The sequence below is a fragment of the Pseudomonas gingeri genome, assembly GCF_013385635.1.
Lineage (GTDB): Bacteria > Pseudomonadota > Gammaproteobacteria > Pseudomonadales > Pseudomonadaceae > Aquipseudomonas > Aquipseudomonas gingeri_A.
This window is the reverse complement of the sequence record NZ_JACAPR010000024.1, coordinates 38012-55084: the sequence shown is the minus strand read 5'-3', so window position 1 is coordinate 55084 and position 17073 is coordinate 38012. Positions and strand designations below refer to the sequence as shown.

The 17073-nt window shown below is 63.6% G+C and carries 10 protein-coding genes; 4 read left to right on the top strand and 6 right to left on the bottom strand.

Annotated features, from left to right (window positions below; genetic code table 11):
* The first annotated feature begins 670 nt into the window (after positions 1-670).
* Positions 671-895: a co-regulatory protein PtrA N-terminal domain-containing protein gene (locus HX851_RS26790; protein ID WP_177060521.1), complete on the top strand. Its 225-nt coding sequence runs from the start codon at positions 671-673 to the stop codon at positions 893-895.
* 20 nt (positions 896-915) lie between these two features.
* Here HX851_RS26790 and HX851_RS26785 read toward each other — a convergent pair whose 3' ends face one another.
* Complete coding sequence (locus HX851_RS26785; RefSeq protein ID WP_177060519.1) at positions 916-1791, bottom strand: helix-turn-helix domain-containing protein; 876 nt, start codon at positions 1789-1791, stop codon at positions 916-918.
* 139 nt (positions 1792-1930) lie between these two features.
* Here HX851_RS26785 and HX851_RS26780 point away from each other — a divergent pair, with 139 nt between their 5' ends.
* A complete protein-coding gene (locus HX851_RS26780) occupies positions 1931-2833 on the top strand; it encodes a DMT family transporter (RefSeq protein ID WP_177064405.1) in 903 nt (300 codons plus the stop codon).
* A 94-nt stretch (positions 2834-2927) separates the two neighbouring features.
* Positions 2928-9059 (top strand): NEL-type E3 ubiquitin ligase domain-containing protein, encoded by a 6132-nt coding sequence (locus HX851_RS26775; RefSeq protein ID WP_177064406.1) that lies wholly within the window; start codon positions 2928-2930, stop codon positions 9057-9059.
* Between the two features lie 17 nt (positions 9060-9076).
* On the opposite strand, the gene HX851_RS26770 is transcribed toward HX851_RS26775, so the two are convergent.
* From HX851_RS26770 to HX851_RS26750, 5 genes are all read right to left on the bottom strand, one after another.
* The gene (locus HX851_RS26770) at positions 9077-10051 is read right to left on the bottom strand and encodes a 2-hydroxyacid dehydrogenase (RefSeq protein ID WP_177064407.1); all 975 of its coding nucleotides are present in this window, start codon (positions 10049-10051) and stop codon (positions 9077-9079) included.
* A gap of 1101 nt (positions 10052-11152) precedes the next feature.
* Positions 11153-12109 (bottom strand): LysR family transcriptional regulator, encoded by a 957-nt coding sequence (locus HX851_RS26765; protein WP_017124135.1) that lies wholly within the window; start codon positions 12107-12109, stop codon positions 11153-11155.
* Between the two features lie 96 nt (positions 12110-12205).
* Entirely contained in the window at positions 12206-14494 is a 2289-nt protein-coding gene (locus HX851_RS26760; RefSeq protein ID WP_177064408.1) for a hypothetical protein, read from the bottom strand.
* Positions 14495-14500: 6 nt separating this feature from the next.
* Entirely contained in the window at positions 14501-14851 is a 351-nt protein-coding gene (locus HX851_RS26755; RefSeq protein ID WP_017124133.1) for a hypothetical protein, read from the bottom strand.
* 15 nt (positions 14852-14866) lie between these two features.
* Positions 14867-15283 (bottom strand): hypothetical protein, encoded by a 417-nt coding sequence (locus tag HX851_RS26750; protein WP_017124132.1) that lies wholly within the window; start codon positions 15281-15283, stop codon positions 14867-14869.
* A gap of 268 nt (positions 15284-15551) precedes the next feature.
* On the opposite strand from HX851_RS26750, the gene HX851_RS26745 reads away from it, so the two are divergent.
* Positions 15552-17063, top strand: coding sequence for an efflux transporter outer membrane subunit (locus HX851_RS26745; protein WP_177064409.1), 1512 nt, complete (start codon positions 15552-15554; stop codon positions 17061-17063).
* Positions 17064-17073: the final 10 nt, after the last annotated feature.

Sequence of the window (17073 nt, the reverse complement as noted above, 5' to 3'; positions counted from 1 at the left end):
CCCATGCATTGCCCGAACGGACGCCATCGCCGGCAAGCCGGCTCCCACAGTTCGGCGGTGCAACACCGATGATTGTTGTGCCCCCGCCCCCCTGTAGGAGCTGGCTTGCCAGCGATGAGGCCCATAAGCCATGCATCGCCCGAACGGACGCCATCGCCGGCAAGCCGGCTCCCACAGTTCGGCGGTGCAACACCGATGATTGTTATGGCCCGGCCCCCCTGTAGGAGCTGGCTTGCCAGCGATGAGGCCCATAAGCCATGCATTGCCCGAACGGACGCCATCGCCGGCAAGCCGGCTCCTACAGTTCGGTGGTTCGATATCCATTACTATTGTGCCCCGACGAGTGTTGGATGGAAGATAATCCAGATATGAAACTCGTCGTTATTATTAACGCAGCGTTATGTATTGATAAAAATAATTTAATTTAAAGTGTCCGGTTGTTTCTGCTTCAATAGTCTCCTTTCCTTCAAGGCAGGCCATGCCTGCCTGTCGCTTGCCCCTGGTTGTAAAGCTCTGGCAGCCTGGGTCGTCCTGCACTTAATTCTGAAAATAATGTAATCAGCAAGTCATGTTGCTGTTAACCGCTGCTTAATATAATTGCCCGACAATATTTCTGAATTATCAGACCGCGCAGACGGTACTCCCTTTTATATACTTGGAGATTGAAATCATGAAACTGTCTACATTGGTTGTTGCCGGGTTATTGTCCGTCAGTTCTTTTGCCGCCTTTGCCGAAGGCGGTTCCGACCGCGTTATCGAGCGTTGGCAGAACTTCCAGCTCAGCCAGCAGGCCAACCGCGAGCAGGCCGAGCAGAAGACCCTGACAGCCCAGGCGCAGAAGGTCGACGCTTCGTCGACCGAGTCGAAAGAAGTCAAGCAGCAACCTGATACCTGAGCCCAGGCAACTCGGCCGTTCTAGTGTGCAAACGCCTGCCGATAGTCGCCAGGCGTTGCACCGAGGACCTGGCGCAAGCGATTGCTGAAATGGCTGGCGCTGGCAAAACCGCAGGCCAGGGCGATCTCGCCCAGGGGTTGGCTGGTAGCACGCAGCAGTTCACGGGCCCGGCTCAGCCGCCGAGCCAGGACATACTGGTGTGGCGGCAGGCCGAAGCTGGTGCGGAACATCCGCGCAAAGTGGTATTCCGACAGGCTGCACAGGCCTGCCAACTGGCCGAGGCTCAGCGGCTGGTCCAACTGGCTGTCGATGTATTCCGTCAACAGGCGCCGCTGGTACGCCGCCAATCCCCCTTTAACCCGCAGGCCCTGGCGTAGTCCGGCCTGGTTGAGCAGCATATGGCTGAGCATTTCGTGGGCCAGGCTGCTGCCCAGCAGGCGTTCGCCGGGCTCGTTCCAGTTCAGTCGCAGCAGTTGGTGAAAGCGCCGGACCTGCTGTGCATCCTCGAGAAATGTCGCCTCCTGCAAGTGCACTGCCCGCGGTTCGCGATCCAGCAGCGTGATGCACTCCAGGGCGAACTGTTCCTGGCTGATATAGACATGGGCCAGCCGCAGGCTGCCGTTGATTACCCAGCCGGACTGATGCTCGGCGGGCAGGATACAGAGCCGGTCCGGACCGCCCTTGTTGTCGGGACGATCACGGCGAAACGTCCCGGTGCCGCCGGCGATGTAGCAGGACAGGGTGTGATGGCTCGGCGCTTCATAGTCCTGGGCGTCGTGATGATTGCTCCACAGGGCCGCCGACAGTCCGTCACCGAACTCGGCGCTGTGCTCCAGGCGGGAGTTGGGCGAGCGGTTGAGGGCTTGAAAGACTTGCAGGGTATCGAGTGCGGCCATGATCGGTTCTCCAACGTCTCGCATCCTACTCCGTCGACGCCCGGCTGCCAGCCCGTGGGCCGACAAAAGCGCAAGTTTCTGCAAGCGCGGCGCAGGGCAGGGGCCGACACTGGAAGCTGTCCCTGGGAGTACGCACCTGATGAACCTGTTTCTGTACCTGCTGACCGTCCTGATCTGGGGCACCACCTGGATTGCCCTCAAACTGCAACTGGGCGTGGTGGCGATTCCGGTGTCCATCGTCTATCGCTTCGGCCTCGCGGCGCTGGTGCTGTTCGTCGTGTTGCTGCTCAGTCGGCGCCTGCAGCCGATGAACCGGCGTGGCCACCTGATCTGCCTGGCCCAGGGCATGTGCCTGTTCTGCCTGAACTTCATGTGCTTCCTGACGGCCAGCCAATGGATTCCCAGCGGCCTGGTGGCGGTGGTGTTTTCCACGGCGACTTTGTGGAACGCCCTGAACGCCCGGGTGTTCTTCAAGCAGAAGGTTGCGCGCAATGTGCTGATGGGCGGGGCGCTGGGTCTGCTAGGCCTTGGCCTGCTGTTCTGGCCGGAACTGTCCGGGCACACTGCGGGGCCGAACACGGTGCTGGGCCTGGGCTTGGCATTGCTGGGCACGCTGTTTTTCTCGGCTGGCAACCTGCTGTCCAGCCTGCAACAGAAGGCCGGGCTCAAGCCGTTGACCACCAACGCCTGGGGCATGCTCTACGGCGCGACGATGCTGGCCGGCTACTGCCTGTTCCGCGGCATTCCCTTCGAGATGGAGTGGAACACGCGTTATATCGGTTCGCTGTTGTACCTGGTGATTCCGGGCTCGGTGATCGGTTTCACCGCCTACCTGACCCTGGTCGGGCGCATGGGGCCGGAGCGCGCGGCGTATTGCACGGTGCTGTTTCCGCTGGTGGCGCTGAACGTCTCGGCCTATGCCGAGGGCTACCACTGGACTGCGCCGGCCCTGTGCGGGCTGGTGGCGGTGATGCTCGGCAACGTGCTGGTGTTCCGCAAGCCGGGGACTCCGTTGCGGCCGACACCGGCCAGGGTGGCGTGAGTCGGGTTGGAGCACGCCACATCTATGTAGATCAGTTGCGGATCAATGGCTGGATAACCTGACGCTTTCCACGGTGCATCAGGAAGTCCAGGCCATGAGCCAAACGGTTGAACACAGTATCGATACCGGTGACGAGCCCCCGCCGCCGGTCCCCACCGAAGCCGACGAGCCCTTGTTGTCGGCTTTTCTACAGCGCGACGCCGGCCTGCTGCACAGCGAGAAAAGCTGGACGCAGCAGCAGGTGGTCGAGCAATTGGCGGTCTCTTTCAAGGCGGCCATGGGGCCGCTGCATGAAGCCGAGCAACGCACCTGGCTGGGACACTACCGCCAATTCATGGCGGCCAGATCGGTACTGGACGAAGAGAGCCGGACGGTCGTCGACGCCTTCGAAACCGCCGGTGTGGCAAGGCTGCGCGCACGCCTGAAGGAGGTCTCGGGGCTGGACCTCGACCCGCACACCACCTATCTGCACACCGTGATCGACTCGCCGGCGCAGGTCCAGCAGCCCCTGGCTGAAGGCCCACCGGTGCAGGTGGAGTCGTTCGAGCGGCGCATCGGCACGGTGACGGTCTCGACCATGACTCTGTGGCAGGCCGCATGCCTGAATTTCGCCTTCTCCGACTCAAGCTATGCCAACCTCAAGCGGCGCTGGATTTCCCGCGAGCGGAAGGTCGATATCAATGATCGACGTTGGCTGCTCGCTACCGAGGCATTCGTGCGGATCGTCCGCGATCTCGACCTCGGTGCCGTGCTCAAGCCTCATGTTGAGCAGGCCATGCGCGTCGATGGGCCGCTGGATCGGTCGATACTGGCCTTTGCCCAGGCCGAGATTCACTTCGGCCTGTATGACTCGGCCCGACAGCCGGCCGCGACGGGCCTGACCTACCACGCTTTTACCGCCCTGCGGGACGAGCTCTTGATGACACATCCGCGACTCAAGGGTTCCTATGTCGCCCTGCGCCTGCCGGGCGGCCTGATGGCGGGCCTGGACCGGGTAATGGACACCATCGAGAGCAAGCTGTTGCATCTGTTCGCGATCGACTACGAGCCCCTGGAGGCGATTTACCTGCCGCTGCTGATCTTCGAGATCGTCGGGCGGGCGGGGCTCTACAGCTATTGTGTCGACCGTCCGGGCGGTGCCTTGCGCTTCCATGACTCAAGGGCGGCGTTCGAGCGCGACTTCAAGGCGCAGCTGCAAGCCGACAGTGCGGGCCAGCGACTGCGCTGGTTGATCCCGTCGCTGGCCTTCAAGCAGCAGCATCAGTTCTGGCAATGGATCAAGGCGCACAGCAAACCCAAGGGCATTACCTGGTTTTCGACCTTTGCCGATGTCTACGAATGGCTCTGGCCGGAGGACGGTATCCAGGACCTGACCTTCGAGTACGGCCCGACGACCACCGGTTTCAGCCCGGGCAAGGCCCTGGCCGCGTTCTACGCCTGGCGTTATCGCCTGAATACCCAGGCAATCGCGGTAGCCAAGAGCGAGCACGATATGCAGGCGGTGAAGGACGGTTTTCTCGCCGCCATGCACCTGCTGCTGAATGTCCTGATGCTGCCGGTGCCGGGCGGTTTCGGCATTCTGGGCAAGGCGGTGGCGAGCCTGATGCTGGCGCAGTTGGGACTGGAGTTGGTCGACGGCATCGTGGCGACGTTCCAGGGCCGGCCGAAGGCCTTGGGTCAGGCACTGGCCGATGTGGGCACGGCGATCCTGATCGGTGGCGCGCTGGGCTATGCCGGGCATGTCGTCACCCAACGCTTCCAGGCGTTGTCCCTGGAACTGGGGCGTTGGCGCAAGGTGGCGTCGACTGAGGCAGTGACTCCGTTGTGGAAAGTCGACCTGAGCAGCTATGCCGTTTCCACGAAGGGACTGATGGAGCGCTTTGCCGCCGACGAACGGGGTCTCTTCGAAGAGGAGGGGCGGGTGTACGGCGAGGTTCGCGAGCAAGGCCGCTCGATACCGGTCCGGCTTGAATACGACGCTGCCCTCAAGCGTTATGTGGCGGTTGCTGCCGACCCGACGGGATTCCGCCCGCCCATGCGTTATGACCGGGAGGCGCGGCGCTGGGTGCCGGACCTGGATGACAGCCATACCCTGAGCGATGCGCGCTGGCTGGAGCGGATGATGCTCCAGGGCACTGCCGGGGAGGGTAAAGCCGAGATCGTCCTGAGCACCAGTGGTGTGCGTCGCGAGGCGCTCCAGACGGTCTGGTCGGGGGGCTTGCCATCGGCGTCGCTGGCCGAGGCCGTGCGCCGACGGCAGGTCGACGCCGGCTTCGATACGCTGATCGCCAGCAGTGATGCACGACTGGGCTTGCCGGCGGATGCCGAGCGCGCACTGTTCTGTCTGTTGCCACGGCTGGCCGACTGGCCCGAGACGACAGGACTGTTTGTCCATGGACCTGACGGTGAATTGCTGGAGCTGCACGGCCGGCAGGAGCGACCGGGCGACTTCGCGCACAAGGTGGCGGTGCGACGGTTGGAGGACGGTGGTTACGTCGTGCAACCACCCGAGCCGAACCAGACTCCTGCTGTCCTCGCCCATGAAGACGGGGTGCAGTCCCTTATCCTCGGCTTGTTGCCCGACGGTTGTCCGCTCAAGGGCGACTTCCAGCCGTTTGTCCGCCGCCAGTGGAACAGGGCGATCCGGCAACAGCTCATCGCCCTGGCCCGGCTCGAGCGGCATTCGCTGTTCGAGATACTCAGTACCCAGGACGGCCTGCGGCGTTCGATCTCGCTGGCGCCTGCCCGTCACTATCTGTCGCTGGTCGCCCCTGTCCTGCCGCCGCAGGTGCTCAAGCTCCAGGCACTGTACCCCGGGCTGTCGCTGAGCCGGATCGCCGAGTATCTGCGGCGCATGCCCCTGGAGTCACGACAGCGCCAACGTCTCCTGGAACATGGCGAATTGCCCGGCGAACACCTGCGCGGCCTGGCCGATGCCGAGGCCATCACTCGCCTTGGCCGGGCGCTGGATGGCATCCATCAGGCCCGGGCGTCCAGTCGCGATACCGATGCCTGGCTGCAGTTGGCGGCAGAGTTGTTGGTCGAGGAGCAGTTGGGCTCGACCCTTTACCCGCGGGTGCGTTCGAGTCCGACCCACGCCGGTTTCTTCCTGGCGTTGGCGACATTATTCAAGCAACCTGAGGTGGGTCGCTTGGGCGTGGCCGTGGTGACGGATGTGCAGGCCTTGCGCAAGCTGGTCGTGGCAGGCCTGGAAAAACGCCGGGCTGAAGACGGCCGTATCCGTCTGCCGGTCGAGCGTTGCCAGGAAACGCTGACGCTGCCGTCGAGCCTGAAGGCCGATGAGGCGGGTTGTTATCAGCACGAGGGCAATACCTACCTGCCCCTTGAGGGGCGCCTCTACCGCATTGAGAATACCGGGTTGCCGGAGGACTGGCGCATCAACCCCAGCGATTTGCCCGGTGCCTATACACCACGCCTGGAAAACAATGGGGCCAGCGCCTGGTGGCATGAGTTCGAAGAGCCGCTGAAATGGGACGGCCTGACCGCGTTCCGGCGCCTGGGCGGACAGGCCGGGTCATTTTCCGAGGCGATCGCGCGGCAGATCCTCAGTGTCAGTGGGACGTCCGACAGCCTGTTGCGGCAGGCGATTTTCTGCAATCAGCGGCCTCCGGCGTTCCTGGTGGCCGTCATGCGGGACTTCAGGGATCACCTGGATATCGAGTCTCACGTCACCTCGCTGACCTCGCGTTCGGAGGCGGTGCCCGCGTTGCTGGAAATGGCCCTCGATGCGGTCACGGATGCCGATCACCAGTGGCTGTCCATCGCTCCGGAGTTGTCCGGCAAGTCGTTGGTCGACGCATTGCTGCAACGCCTGGAGAATGATCCCCGACGAGCCCGGCAGGTGCTGGTCGACGGCTTGTCCAGGCAACGAGGCAAGCTCGTGGAACCGTTGGCGGATGTGCTTGAACAAGCCTTTCCCCGGTTGCCTGCCGGGGTGGCCGAGGAGATGCTGGAACACAGCCAGGCCTGGCAGCGCACGTTGATCACGCAAACCGGGCGTATTCCCCTGGCGCTGGCCGAAGAAGCACGTTGGTGGAGTGAGGAAGCGACCCTAGGCCGAGCGCTTATGGGCTTGAGTCCCGATGCGCTGGGCAATGCCCGGAGCGATCAGGTCTTGCTCTCGGTACTCAAGCAACTGCCGGGCTGGCCAGGGCAAGTACGGATCGAAATCCGCCAAGCCGCCATCGATGGCCCATTGCTGGACAGCAGCGGCAGCACCGGCGCGGGAAAACGGCGCGTGGTGGTGAAAGTGCCAGACGGCTATGAGGCCTTTATCGTCGATGGCGAACAGGTCTCGCCCCGGGGAGCGTTGCAAAGCGACCTGCTCCTGGCTCTGTCACGACTGGTCCGGGATCTGCCCGCCCGCTTGCCCTGGGGCGGCACACGCGGGCCGGGGGCCGAGTTGAAGGCACTGGTCCAGCAGCAGGCGATTCGCCAACGGGCCGAACTGCGCCAACGGCTCGGCCTGCGCCCGGTCCATGCCTGGACGGCATTGCCCAAGCGCCTGGTCCGGCAACGCGACGGCCGCATCGGTATTGCGCTGAGTGGGCGTGGACCGGGCTTGCCGACGGTGGGCCTGTTTGACCGGCTGAGAAGGCTCTATCGCGGTGCTGCCCATCAGGAGTTGTTCGACGTACTCCAGTCGTTTGGTACCACGAGTGTGCAGCAACGGGCGGCGGTCGAGGCGCTGGAGCAGGACTACATCAGGTTGAAGAGCGAGTTGGCGATCTGGGCCGATGTCCCCCCGATTGAGGGAGGCGGTCACCTTCTGGCACGCAGGATACGCCAGGCAATGGCTTCGAGGATCAGGCGTTGCTGGCGTTGGGAAAGCCGTAACGTCCTGGGTGGCGTGCTGCTGCTCGAAGGTTTTACTGTCGAGCAGATGCCGATGCTCAATGTGAACTTCAAACACGTGACCCAACTGCTGGTTCGCGACATGAACCTGGATATCGGCTACATGAATGCCTTCTTGCGGGCCTTTCCGGCGTTGAGGCATTTGCACCTGAGCGCCGCCCATCTGAAACGGCTACCGCCCGAGGTCGCCGGGCTGCAGGCACTGGAGGAACTCGATCTCCAGGACAACCATATTGTCCTGACCGCGCCGGACGCCCTGCAATTGTCCGGACTGCGGCAATTGAAGTATGTGAATCTGCAAGGCAACCCGCTGAACCTGCTCCCCGACTTCGCCGGCCTGTCGCACCTGCAAATGCTCAACCTGAGCCGCACAGGCATCGACACCTGGCCCTCCGGCGTACTCTTGCTCAAGCACCTGATATCCCTGGACCTGACCCATAACCGGATCCAGCAGGTACCGGATGCCGTGTTGTTGTCCCCGTTGTCCCTCAATCGTGGTGTGAACCTGGGGGGGAACCCCTTGCTGCCGGATACCGTGGCCAAACTGTCGGTGTATATCCGCGAAAGAAAGGGCGCGGGTATTACCTTCGGGCTCACCCTGGACGAGCGTTCGGCACCGGTCGGCATCGAGGCCTGGGGAACGGCGGCGGAACGCACCGAAGGACAGAACGCATGCTGGCAGCGGGTCAGGGACGATCTGGATTCCGAAGAGTTCTTCGATTACCTGGAAAGCCTGAGTGCCCTGGCGACCTTCTTCGATCCGCAGTTTTCCGGTGCGCGCGGTAACCTGACACGGCGTGTTTGGCGGATGATCACGGCGGCGGCCGACAGTGAGTTCTTGTGTGAGCAACTGTTTGTCCTGCAACTGGAGTCCCTGGCGGAGGGCATGCGCCGACTGGATATTTTCAATGAGCTCGAGTTCGCGGTGCTGTGTCACCAGGCCTTCGACGAGGCCGATGAAGCCAGCGCCAAAGCCCGCTTGCTGAGCTTGTTGAAAGGCAAGTTTCGCCTGCGCGTGCTCAGGGACGAGGCTGCTGATCCGGTGATCTACCGGGAGTGTCGGGAACAGCTGGCGGCGTGCCTGGAACTGCCCGACCTGTTCAACGAACCGTTCTACAAGGAGCGGGTACAGCTCGACAGCGCCGAGATCGAAACGATGGTCGAGCGTGTCCGGCAGTTGGAAGCGACGCCGCAGGCGAACGGCCTGCAGCACTACCTGAGGTCGGCCCCGCCCTGGCGCAGATTCCTCGAACTGGCCTACGAGCGGGAGCTTGAGTCATTGTCCGTACAGGCGCGCGAGTCGTGGATCGATGCCGCCACCACGACCGCCCTGGGTGCGCCTGTCGTATGAACCGGCGCCGTGGTTCGTCAGCCCTTCCACACCTGGGGATTGACCAGGTCGTGCGGGCGCACGCCGAGCAGCGCGCTGCGCAGGTTGGCCAGGGCCCGGTTGGCCATGGCCTCGCGGGTCTCGTGGGTGGCCGAACCGATATGCGGCAGGGTCACGGCGTTCTTCAGCTTGAACAGGGGTGACTCGGCTAGCGGCTCCTTCTCGTAGACGTCCAGCCCGGCGCCGCGAATCGTGCCGGCCTGCAGCGCCTGGATCAGGGCCGGTTCGTCCACCACCGGGCCTCGTGAGACGTTCACCAGGATCGCCCCCGGCTTCATCAGGCCCAGTTCGCGCTGGCCGATCAGATGGCGGGTCTTGTCGCTCAAGGGCACCACCAGCACCACGAAGTCGGCTTCGGCCAGCAGCGCGTCTAGGCTGCGGAACTGCGCGCCGAGTTGCTGCTCCAGCTCCGGCTTGCGGCTGTTGCCGCTGTAGAGCACCGGCATGTCGAAACCGAGGCGGCCACGGCGGGCGATAGCCGCGCCGATATTGCCCAGGCCGACGATGCCCAGGGTCTTGCCGTGGACATCGGTGCCGAACAGCTCCGGGCCGATCGTGGCTTTCCACTGGCCGGCCTTGGTCCAGGCATCCAGTTCGGCGGCCCGGCGGGCACTGCTCATGATCAGGGTGAAGGCCACGTCGGCAGTGCTTTCGGTCAGCACGTCGGGGGTATTGGTGAGCATGATCCCGCGCTCGCTGAGGTATGCCACGTCATAGTTGTCGTAGCCGACCGAGACACTGGAGACCACTTCAAGCTTGCCGGCGTTTTCCAGCTGGGCACGCCCCAGTTTGCGGCCGACACCGATCAGCCCGTGGGCGTGGGGCAGGGCTTCCTCGAACTGGGCATTGATATCGCCGAGCTTGGGGTCCGGGACAACCACGTCGAAATCCTGGCGCAGGCGCTCGACCATGGCAGGGGTGACGCGGCTGAAGGCGAGTACGGTTTTTTTCATCGTAAAGCTCATCGAACGGCGGGAATGCCAAGCACGCTATCATTTTTCAGCGGATTTGTGCGGTGGATTCTGCTTTCGCCATCGCCAGCAAGCCGGCTCCCACAGGTCGGCGTTTCGACACAGGTCATCGTCATGCGAAAAAAACTTGTGGGAGCTGGCTTGCCAGCGAAGGCGTCCGGGTAGGCGGTGCGGGGCTCAAGGGTCTCTTCGTGGGCAAGCCCACTCCCACAATGAGTACCGCGTCAGGCGCATATCTTGTGCACGGCGCCATCCTTGTGGGAGCTGGCTTGCCAGCGAAGGCGTGCGGGCAGGCGGTGCAGGGTTCAAGGGGCTCTTCGTGGGCAAGCCCACTCCCACAAAATGAGTACCGCGTCAGGCGCATATCTTGTGCACGGCGCCATCCTTGTGGGAGCTGGCTCGCCAGCGAAGGCGTCCGGGTAGGCGGTGCAGAGTTCAAGGGTCTCTTCGTGGGCAAGCCCACTCCCACAAAATGAGTACCGCGTCAGGCGCATATCTTGTGCACGGCGCCATCCTTGTGGGAGCTGGCTTGCCAGCGAAGGCGTGCGGGCAGGCGGTGCAGAGTTCAAGGGGCTCTTCGTGGGCAAGCCCACTCCCACAAAATGAGTACCGCGTCAGGCGCATATCTTGTGCACGGCGCCATCCTTGTGGGAGCTGGCTTGCCAGCGAAGGCGTGCGAGCAGGCGGTGCAGGGCTCAAGGGTCTCTTCGTGGGCAAGCCCACTCCCACAAAATGAGTACCACGCCAGGCGCACATCTTGTGCACGGCGCAATCCTTGTGGGAGCTGGCTTGCCAGCGAAGGCGTCCGCGCAGGCGGTGCGGGGCTCAAGGGCCTCTTCGTGGGCAAGCCCACTCCCACAAAATGAGTACCGCGTCAGGCGCACATCTTGTGCACGGCGCAATCCTTGTGGGAGCTGGCTTGCCAGCGAAGGCGTCCGGGTAGGCGGTGCAGAGTTCAAGGGTCTCTTCGTGGGCAAGCCCACTCCCACAATGAGTACCGCGTCAGGCGCATATCTTGTGCTCGGCGCCATCCTTGTGGGAGCTGGCTTGCCAGCGATGAGGCGTGGGCAGGCGCCGATGATGTCAGGTCGCGAGCCGTACCTGGCCCATTTCATACGCCGCCAGCTCGGCTTGGTGCGCCGCGAGGATCTCCGGCAGGGAGCCGCGCAGGTACTCGACCCAGGTCTTGATCTTGGCATCCAGGTACTGGCGCGACGGGTAGATCGCGTACAGGTTCAGTTCCTGGGAGCGGTAGTTGGGCATCATGCGCACCAGGCTGCCGTTGCGCAGGCCTTCGATGGCGGCGTACACCGGCAGCACGCCGACCCCCATGCCGCTGGTGATCGCGGCCTTCATCGCGTCGGCCGAGTTGACCAGGAAGGGCGAGCTGGACAGGGTTACCGCTTCCTGGCCGTCGGGGCCGTTGAAGATCCAGTTGTCCAGGGCCGTCACCGGGCTGACCAGGCGCAGGCAGGCATGATTGAGCAACTCGCTGGGCTTGCGCGCGCAACCGTTGGCCTTCACATAGTCGGGCGAGGCACAGACGATGCTGTAGGTGATGCCCAGGCGCTGGGAGACAAAACCCGAATCCGGCAGCTCCTTGGCGAGCACGATGGACACATCGTAGCCTTCGTCCAGCAGGTCCGGCACGCGGTTGGCCAGGGTCAGGTCAAAGGTCACGTCGGGGTGGGTCTTGCGATAACGGGCGATGGCGTCGATCACGAAATGCTGGCCGACCCCGGTCATGGTGTGCACTTTCAACAATCCAGCAGGTCGTGCATGGGCATCGCTGGCCTCGGCCTCCGCTTCCTCGACATAGGCGAGGATCTGCTCGCAGCGCAACAGATAGCGCTTGCCGGCCTCGGTCAGGGCGATGCGCCGGGTGGTGCGGTTGAGCAGGCGGGTTTGCAGGTGGGCTTCCAGGTTGGAGACCGCGCGCGAGACATTGGCCGTCGTGGTGTCCAGTTGCACGGCGGCGGCGGTGAAACTGCCGGCTTCAGCCACGCAACTGAAGGCGCGCATGTTTTGCAGAGTGTCCATGGGGTGTTCTCTGGGGCGATGGCAAATTGTGACACGAAGTAACCAGGTGATGTCAGCTTGTCACAGGCCAGGAACGCTGTCTTTACGGCCAAAGGCTCAGGTCACGGACCAGGCTTCCTTGACCTTGGCCTCATAGTAGTCGTTGATATAGGCCGTCAACATGGCTTTCAAGGCCTCCCGCGCAGTGTGCAAGGTCGTGGCATCCGGGCGGTCATGCGCTGCCTGTGCCGCGCGGATCAACTGATCCACAACTGCTTTTTCAGCGGTTATTTTCTCTCTGATCGCCGCCAGTTCCCGGCTGATCAGCGTAACTTTTCCCGTTTCGGCAATGTTGTTCAGCAGGGCGTCAAAGGCCGGTGCGTGCTTGTCGACGTAGCCGTCCCACCAGGCGATATCGCCGCCCTCGGCCAGTTTGGACAGGGCAATCGGCAGGATCAGGTCCAGGGACTGGCTGCCCAGTTGCTCCTTGAGCAGGGTATTCACCTGGCTGCCGGAGGCGGCTTCCACGGTAACCGGCGTGGGCGTCGAGAAGGCCTGGTTGAAGGCATCCTTTTGCGTGAAGAAGTGCTGGGTCATCAACAGTGCCGCTTCACCGTCCTTGAGCTTCAGCGAGAACTTCGCCGAGGCCCCGTGGGATTGATAGAGCACCGTCCCGCCGATCAGGGCGACGAGTGGGGCGGTGTCGAAATCGCCGACCCCGGCGCTGGCGAGTCCGTTGGCGAGCAGCTTCTGCACGCTTTCCAGGGTGTTGAACTGGCCGGACACGGCGATATCCAGGTAGGTGCCGCACAGGTGCGGGTCATCTTCCTGGACGGACGACAGGCTGATTTTCATCCCGGCATCGAGGCTCACGCCCCACGACAGCTTCGCCTTGGGTTCGACCGCAATGGTCCGGGTCAGGGTGTCTGCCCTGGCCGTGTAGAGCTTCAGGGCGTCTGGACGGAACACTCGCGGGTGCTGTTCCAGCAGTTGACGAATGGTGCTGTCCGCGTCGGTGTCGAGGGTTCCGGCAAGCTTCAGATGGACGTACTGCTCGGTCAGTTGCCGCGACCTCTGGTCGAGTTCTTTATTGACCTGGCGGATCTGCGGTGCGCTCTCGCCGTCCAGCACGGCGCGGGTCAAGCGATGGCTGCTGTCGATGACATGGGCCTGCATCGCGCTGATCAGTTGCTGTGCATCCGGTCCGTACTCCGCCAGGCCGTCCAGGCGCTTTTCGGCGGCGGCCGGGTCGCGATCATAGACGCCGATGATATCCAGGGCCTGGGCTTTCCCGGTTTTCAGCACATCGGCCTTTGCCTCCGCCTGGACCCTGAGCATGCCAAGGCCATCGAAGATTGCCGCTGCCGTGGTCGCGACGCGCCGGCCGGATTCGATCTGGAAGGGTTGGGGCAGGGGTTGGTGGGTGTCGAACCGCGGGCAGGGGTTCCCGGTTTTCCGCAGTTCATCGCCAAGCCAGGCCTGGCTGAGGGCGGCGAGCCGGATGTTCCTCTGATAGTTGTTGCAGGTGCTGAACAAGGGTTTGCCCTGGCTCAGCAGGTCGCGCTTGGAGCCGTTCCACCAGGTCCACTTGGACAGGCTCCTGGCCCGGGTGTAGGTGTCCAGGTCGCTGTATTTTTCGGTGCGGATCGTTTCGTAACCCAGGCCCAGCTCCAGCGAGACGGCATTGATCAGGGACAGCCTGCCCTTCAGCCGTGCGTCGATGCTGGTGGTGTCCTTGATGATGCGGGTCTGGGTAGTCTCCAGTGTTGACGACAGTCCGACATTCGGCCCGATGCTGGCGCCGCCCAGTGCCCCCGTGCCGATTTGCAGCCCGACCCGCGCATCCCAGCCCTGGGAGCCGCCTTCGCCGACCGTCGCCCGGCTTTTGGCCAGAGCCTGGTCCAGCGCGTTCTTCAGGTACACGCTCAGGCTCGCGCGAAACTGCCACTTGAGCACTCGGCACAGGTGTTGTCGCTGCCGGTTTTCGGCCGAGCGGGGCTGATTGGCAAAAACGCGTTCAGATGTTTTGAAGTAACGATAGAGTGCCTGTAATTCCTGTTTGCCCAGGCTGCCGGGGTCGTTGGCGCGAAGAGCCGGCAGTGCCTCTGCGCGAAGCTTCTGCAACGGTTCGAGCGCTTTTCGTTGCGCGCACGGGAGGCTGTCCTGCAGGCGCTGCATGATGCTTTCGACAGCGGCGCCAAAGGGCTGGACGCTAGCTTCCGACGGCCCAGCGGGTGCTGTGTCGAGACCTTGCAGGTTGTCGCCGAGGCAGGTGTCGTCCGGCCTCAACTCGGGTGCCTGGTGGAAGATCGAGTTCTTTTCCCGGTAACTGATCAGGCGCGGCTCCGCGGCTGGCTGGTGAAACAGCGAAGTGGGGCGGGCGTGGAAGGCAAGGATGGCACTCATGGGCGATCACTCCTGCGCCGGCGCTGCATGGCAGCGTTGCAGGAACAGATCACAGGTATCGAGGATGGCTGTCCTGTCGGGAAACGGCAGTCTGAGAAACAGCGCCCGGGCGGCCCGGTCCTGAAACCAGGTATCGAACAGCAGGGCCATGGATCCGCCTGGACCCGGGATCACGAAGTCGGTGGCTGGCGAATCGTCGAACGGTGGTGTGAGCATGAGCAACAGTCCCTGCTGGCCGTACTCCAGCCACAACCTGCGGTCATCGTGATCCAGCGCTATCTGGAAGTAATCGGCCTGACTATCGGGTATCAGGGCGCGCAACTGGCGAATCAGGTCGTTGCGGCTGGCTTCGGACATGACTGCAGGTCCTGTTCAGTGGGCCGTGTATTTGGCGGCGTTGGAGAGATTGAAAAACACCGCCAGGTTTTTCAGGGTCTGCTCCTGGGACGGCTCCTCGCTGATCAGGCCGTCGATGACCGGTGTCGGCCCCTGGCAGTCGATGCGCATGTAGTGCCGGCACAGGCTCAGGTTCAGTCGTAGCCACTGTTGCACACCGATGCCCTCGACACCGTGCAGGGTGCGGCGCACCCGGTAGGCGTCGGCATACTCGAGCGTGCAGGGATCGCCGTCGAGGGTGCGAAAATGCAAGCGGTTGTCCCGCTGCTCGACCGCGATCCGCAGGTTTTTCACCAGGCATTCCCGCAAGGCGTGCAGGGGCGGCGGGGGGACGTGTACGCGGGGATCGTTGAAGCGGTCGCGGCGTTTCTGCAGTTCGAGGGACAGGTTCATCGGACGCCTCTGCCTTGTGTTCTTGTTGTCAGGCTGGTGCCAGGTCGGTGTAGGACGAAGCCTCGCACGCTCGCCTCGCCGGCCAATATCACATTGCGCTCATCCTCCCGCGCGCGGATTTCCAGCCGTTGCAAACTGCACTGCAAGGTCGCCGATTATCTCGGGAACGGTAACAAACATTCGCAGGAACTCCCGCTTATCGCCGCGCCGGGCGCCCCCTAGAATTGCCGCTCCAGAGCTTCTCCATCCATGTCGGGAATTTGCAGCAGTGCCGCGTCGCATCAGCAGAGAGCTGAAGACTCTCAGTGTTTGGGCCTTATCGTTAGCCATCGGCGGCTGCATCGGAACCGGAGGTATTGCCCCACAAGGCAAGACCCTGGCCGCCAACACCCTGGCCACCGATGAAGCGATCCAAGGCGCCGCCCGCGACGCGCACTGGCCGACCGCCCGCTGGTGGCAGGCCTATGGTGACCCGCAACTCGACCAATGGGTCAGCCAGGCCATGCGGGGCAGCCCGAGCCTGGCCATGGCCGCCGCGCGCGTGCGCCAGGCCCGGGCCATGGCCGGAGTCGCCGAGTCGGCCGAGTCGCTGCAGATCAAGGGCGACTCCAGCCTCAAGCGCCATCAGTGGGCCAACGATCAGTTCTATGGTCCCGGCGAACTGGCCGACTCCAACACCTGGGACAACAATGCCGCCCTGGGCCTGAGTTATTCCCTCGACCTCTGGGGCCGCGACAGCAATGCCAGCGAACGCGCCGTGGACCTGGCGCATATGAGCGTCGCCGAAGAGCGCCAGGCCCGGCTCGAGTTGCAGGGCAATATCGTGCGCGCCTATATCCAGCTGTCGTTGCACTACGCCCAGCGCGATATCGTCGAGGCCACCCTCAGGCAGCAGACGCAGATTCTCGACCTGGCGCAACGGCGTCTGGACGCTGGGCTCGGCACTCACTTCGAAGTCAGCCAGGCGCAGACACCGCTGCCCGAAACCCATCGGCAACTGGATGCACTGGACGAAGAGATCGCCTTGAGCCGCAACCAGCTGGCAGCCCTGGCCGGTTTCGGTCCGGGCGAGGGGGGGCGATTGAAACGTCCGGCGCTGTCCCTGGCGGCCGCGTTGAAATTGCCATCGGCGCTGCCCGTCGAACTGCTCGGCCAGCGTCCCGATGTGGTTGCCAGCCGCTGGCAGGTGGCGGCCCAGGCCCGTGGTATCGATGTGGCCCATGCCGGCTTCTATCCCAATGTCGACCTGGTCGGCAGCCTCGGCTACATGGCCACCGGCGGTGGCATGCTGGAGTTCCTCGCCGGGCGCAAATTCAACTACAACGTCGGCCCGGCGATCTCCCTGCCGATCTTCGACGGTGGCCGCCTGCGCGCGGAACTGGGTGAAGCCAGCGCCGGCTACGACATCGCGGTCGCCCACTACAACCAGACCCTGATCAATGCTCTCAAGGGCATTTCCGACCGCCTGATTCGTCGCGAGTCGATGGACAAGCAGCAGGTCTTTGCCGCCGAGTCGGTGGCGACGGCGCGCAAGACCTACGACATCGCCATGCTCGCCTACCAGCGCGGCCTCACCGATTACCTCAATGTGCTCAACGCGCAGACCCTGCTGTTCCATCAGCAGCAGGTCGAGCAGCAGATCCAGGCCGCGCGCCTGAGTGCCCATGCCGAACTGGTCACCGCCCTCGGCGGCGGCTTGGGCGCTGGCAACGACGTCCCGGCGCCGGATCGCACCCTGCCGGGCAAACCTCCAGCGGTGCTGGCCGCCTTCGATCACTGAGAACCGCGTG

Bases quoted from the DNA above. Each gene is read 5' to 3' on its own strand.
- HX851_RS26790 (WP_177060521.1), top strand. From the start codon at position 671: ATGAAACTGTCTACATTGGTTGTTGCCGGGTTATTGTCCGTCAGTTCT.
- HX851_RS26785 (WP_177060519.1), bottom strand. From the start codon at position 1,791: ATGGCCGCACTCGATACCCTGCAAGTCTTTCAAGCCCTCAACCGCTCG.
- HX851_RS26780 (WP_177064405.1), top strand. From the start codon at position 1,931: ATGAACCTGTTTCTGTACCTGCTGACCGTCCTGATCTGGGGCACCACC.
- HX851_RS26775 (WP_177064406.1), top strand. From the start codon at position 2,928: ATGAGCCAAACGGTTGAACACAGTATCGATACCGGTGACGAGCCCCCG.
- HX851_RS26770 (WP_177064407.1), bottom strand. From the start codon at position 10,051: ATGAAAAAAACCGTACTCGCCTTCAGCCGCGTCACCCCTGCCATGGTC.
- HX851_RS26765 (WP_017124135.1), bottom strand. From the start codon at position 12,109: ATGGACACTCTGCAAAACATGCGCGCCTTCAGTTGCGTGGCTGAAGCC.
- HX851_RS26760 (WP_177064408.1), bottom strand. From the start codon at position 14,494: ATGAGTGCCATCCTTGCCTTCCACGCCCGCCCCACTTCGCTGTTTCAC.
- HX851_RS26755 (WP_017124133.1), bottom strand. From the start codon at position 14,851: ATGTCCGAAGCCAGCCGCAACGACCTGATTCGCCAGTTGCGCGCCCTG.
- HX851_RS26750 (WP_017124132.1), bottom strand. From the start codon at position 15,283: ATGAACCTGTCCCTCGAACTGCAGAAACGCCGCGACCGCTTCAACGAT.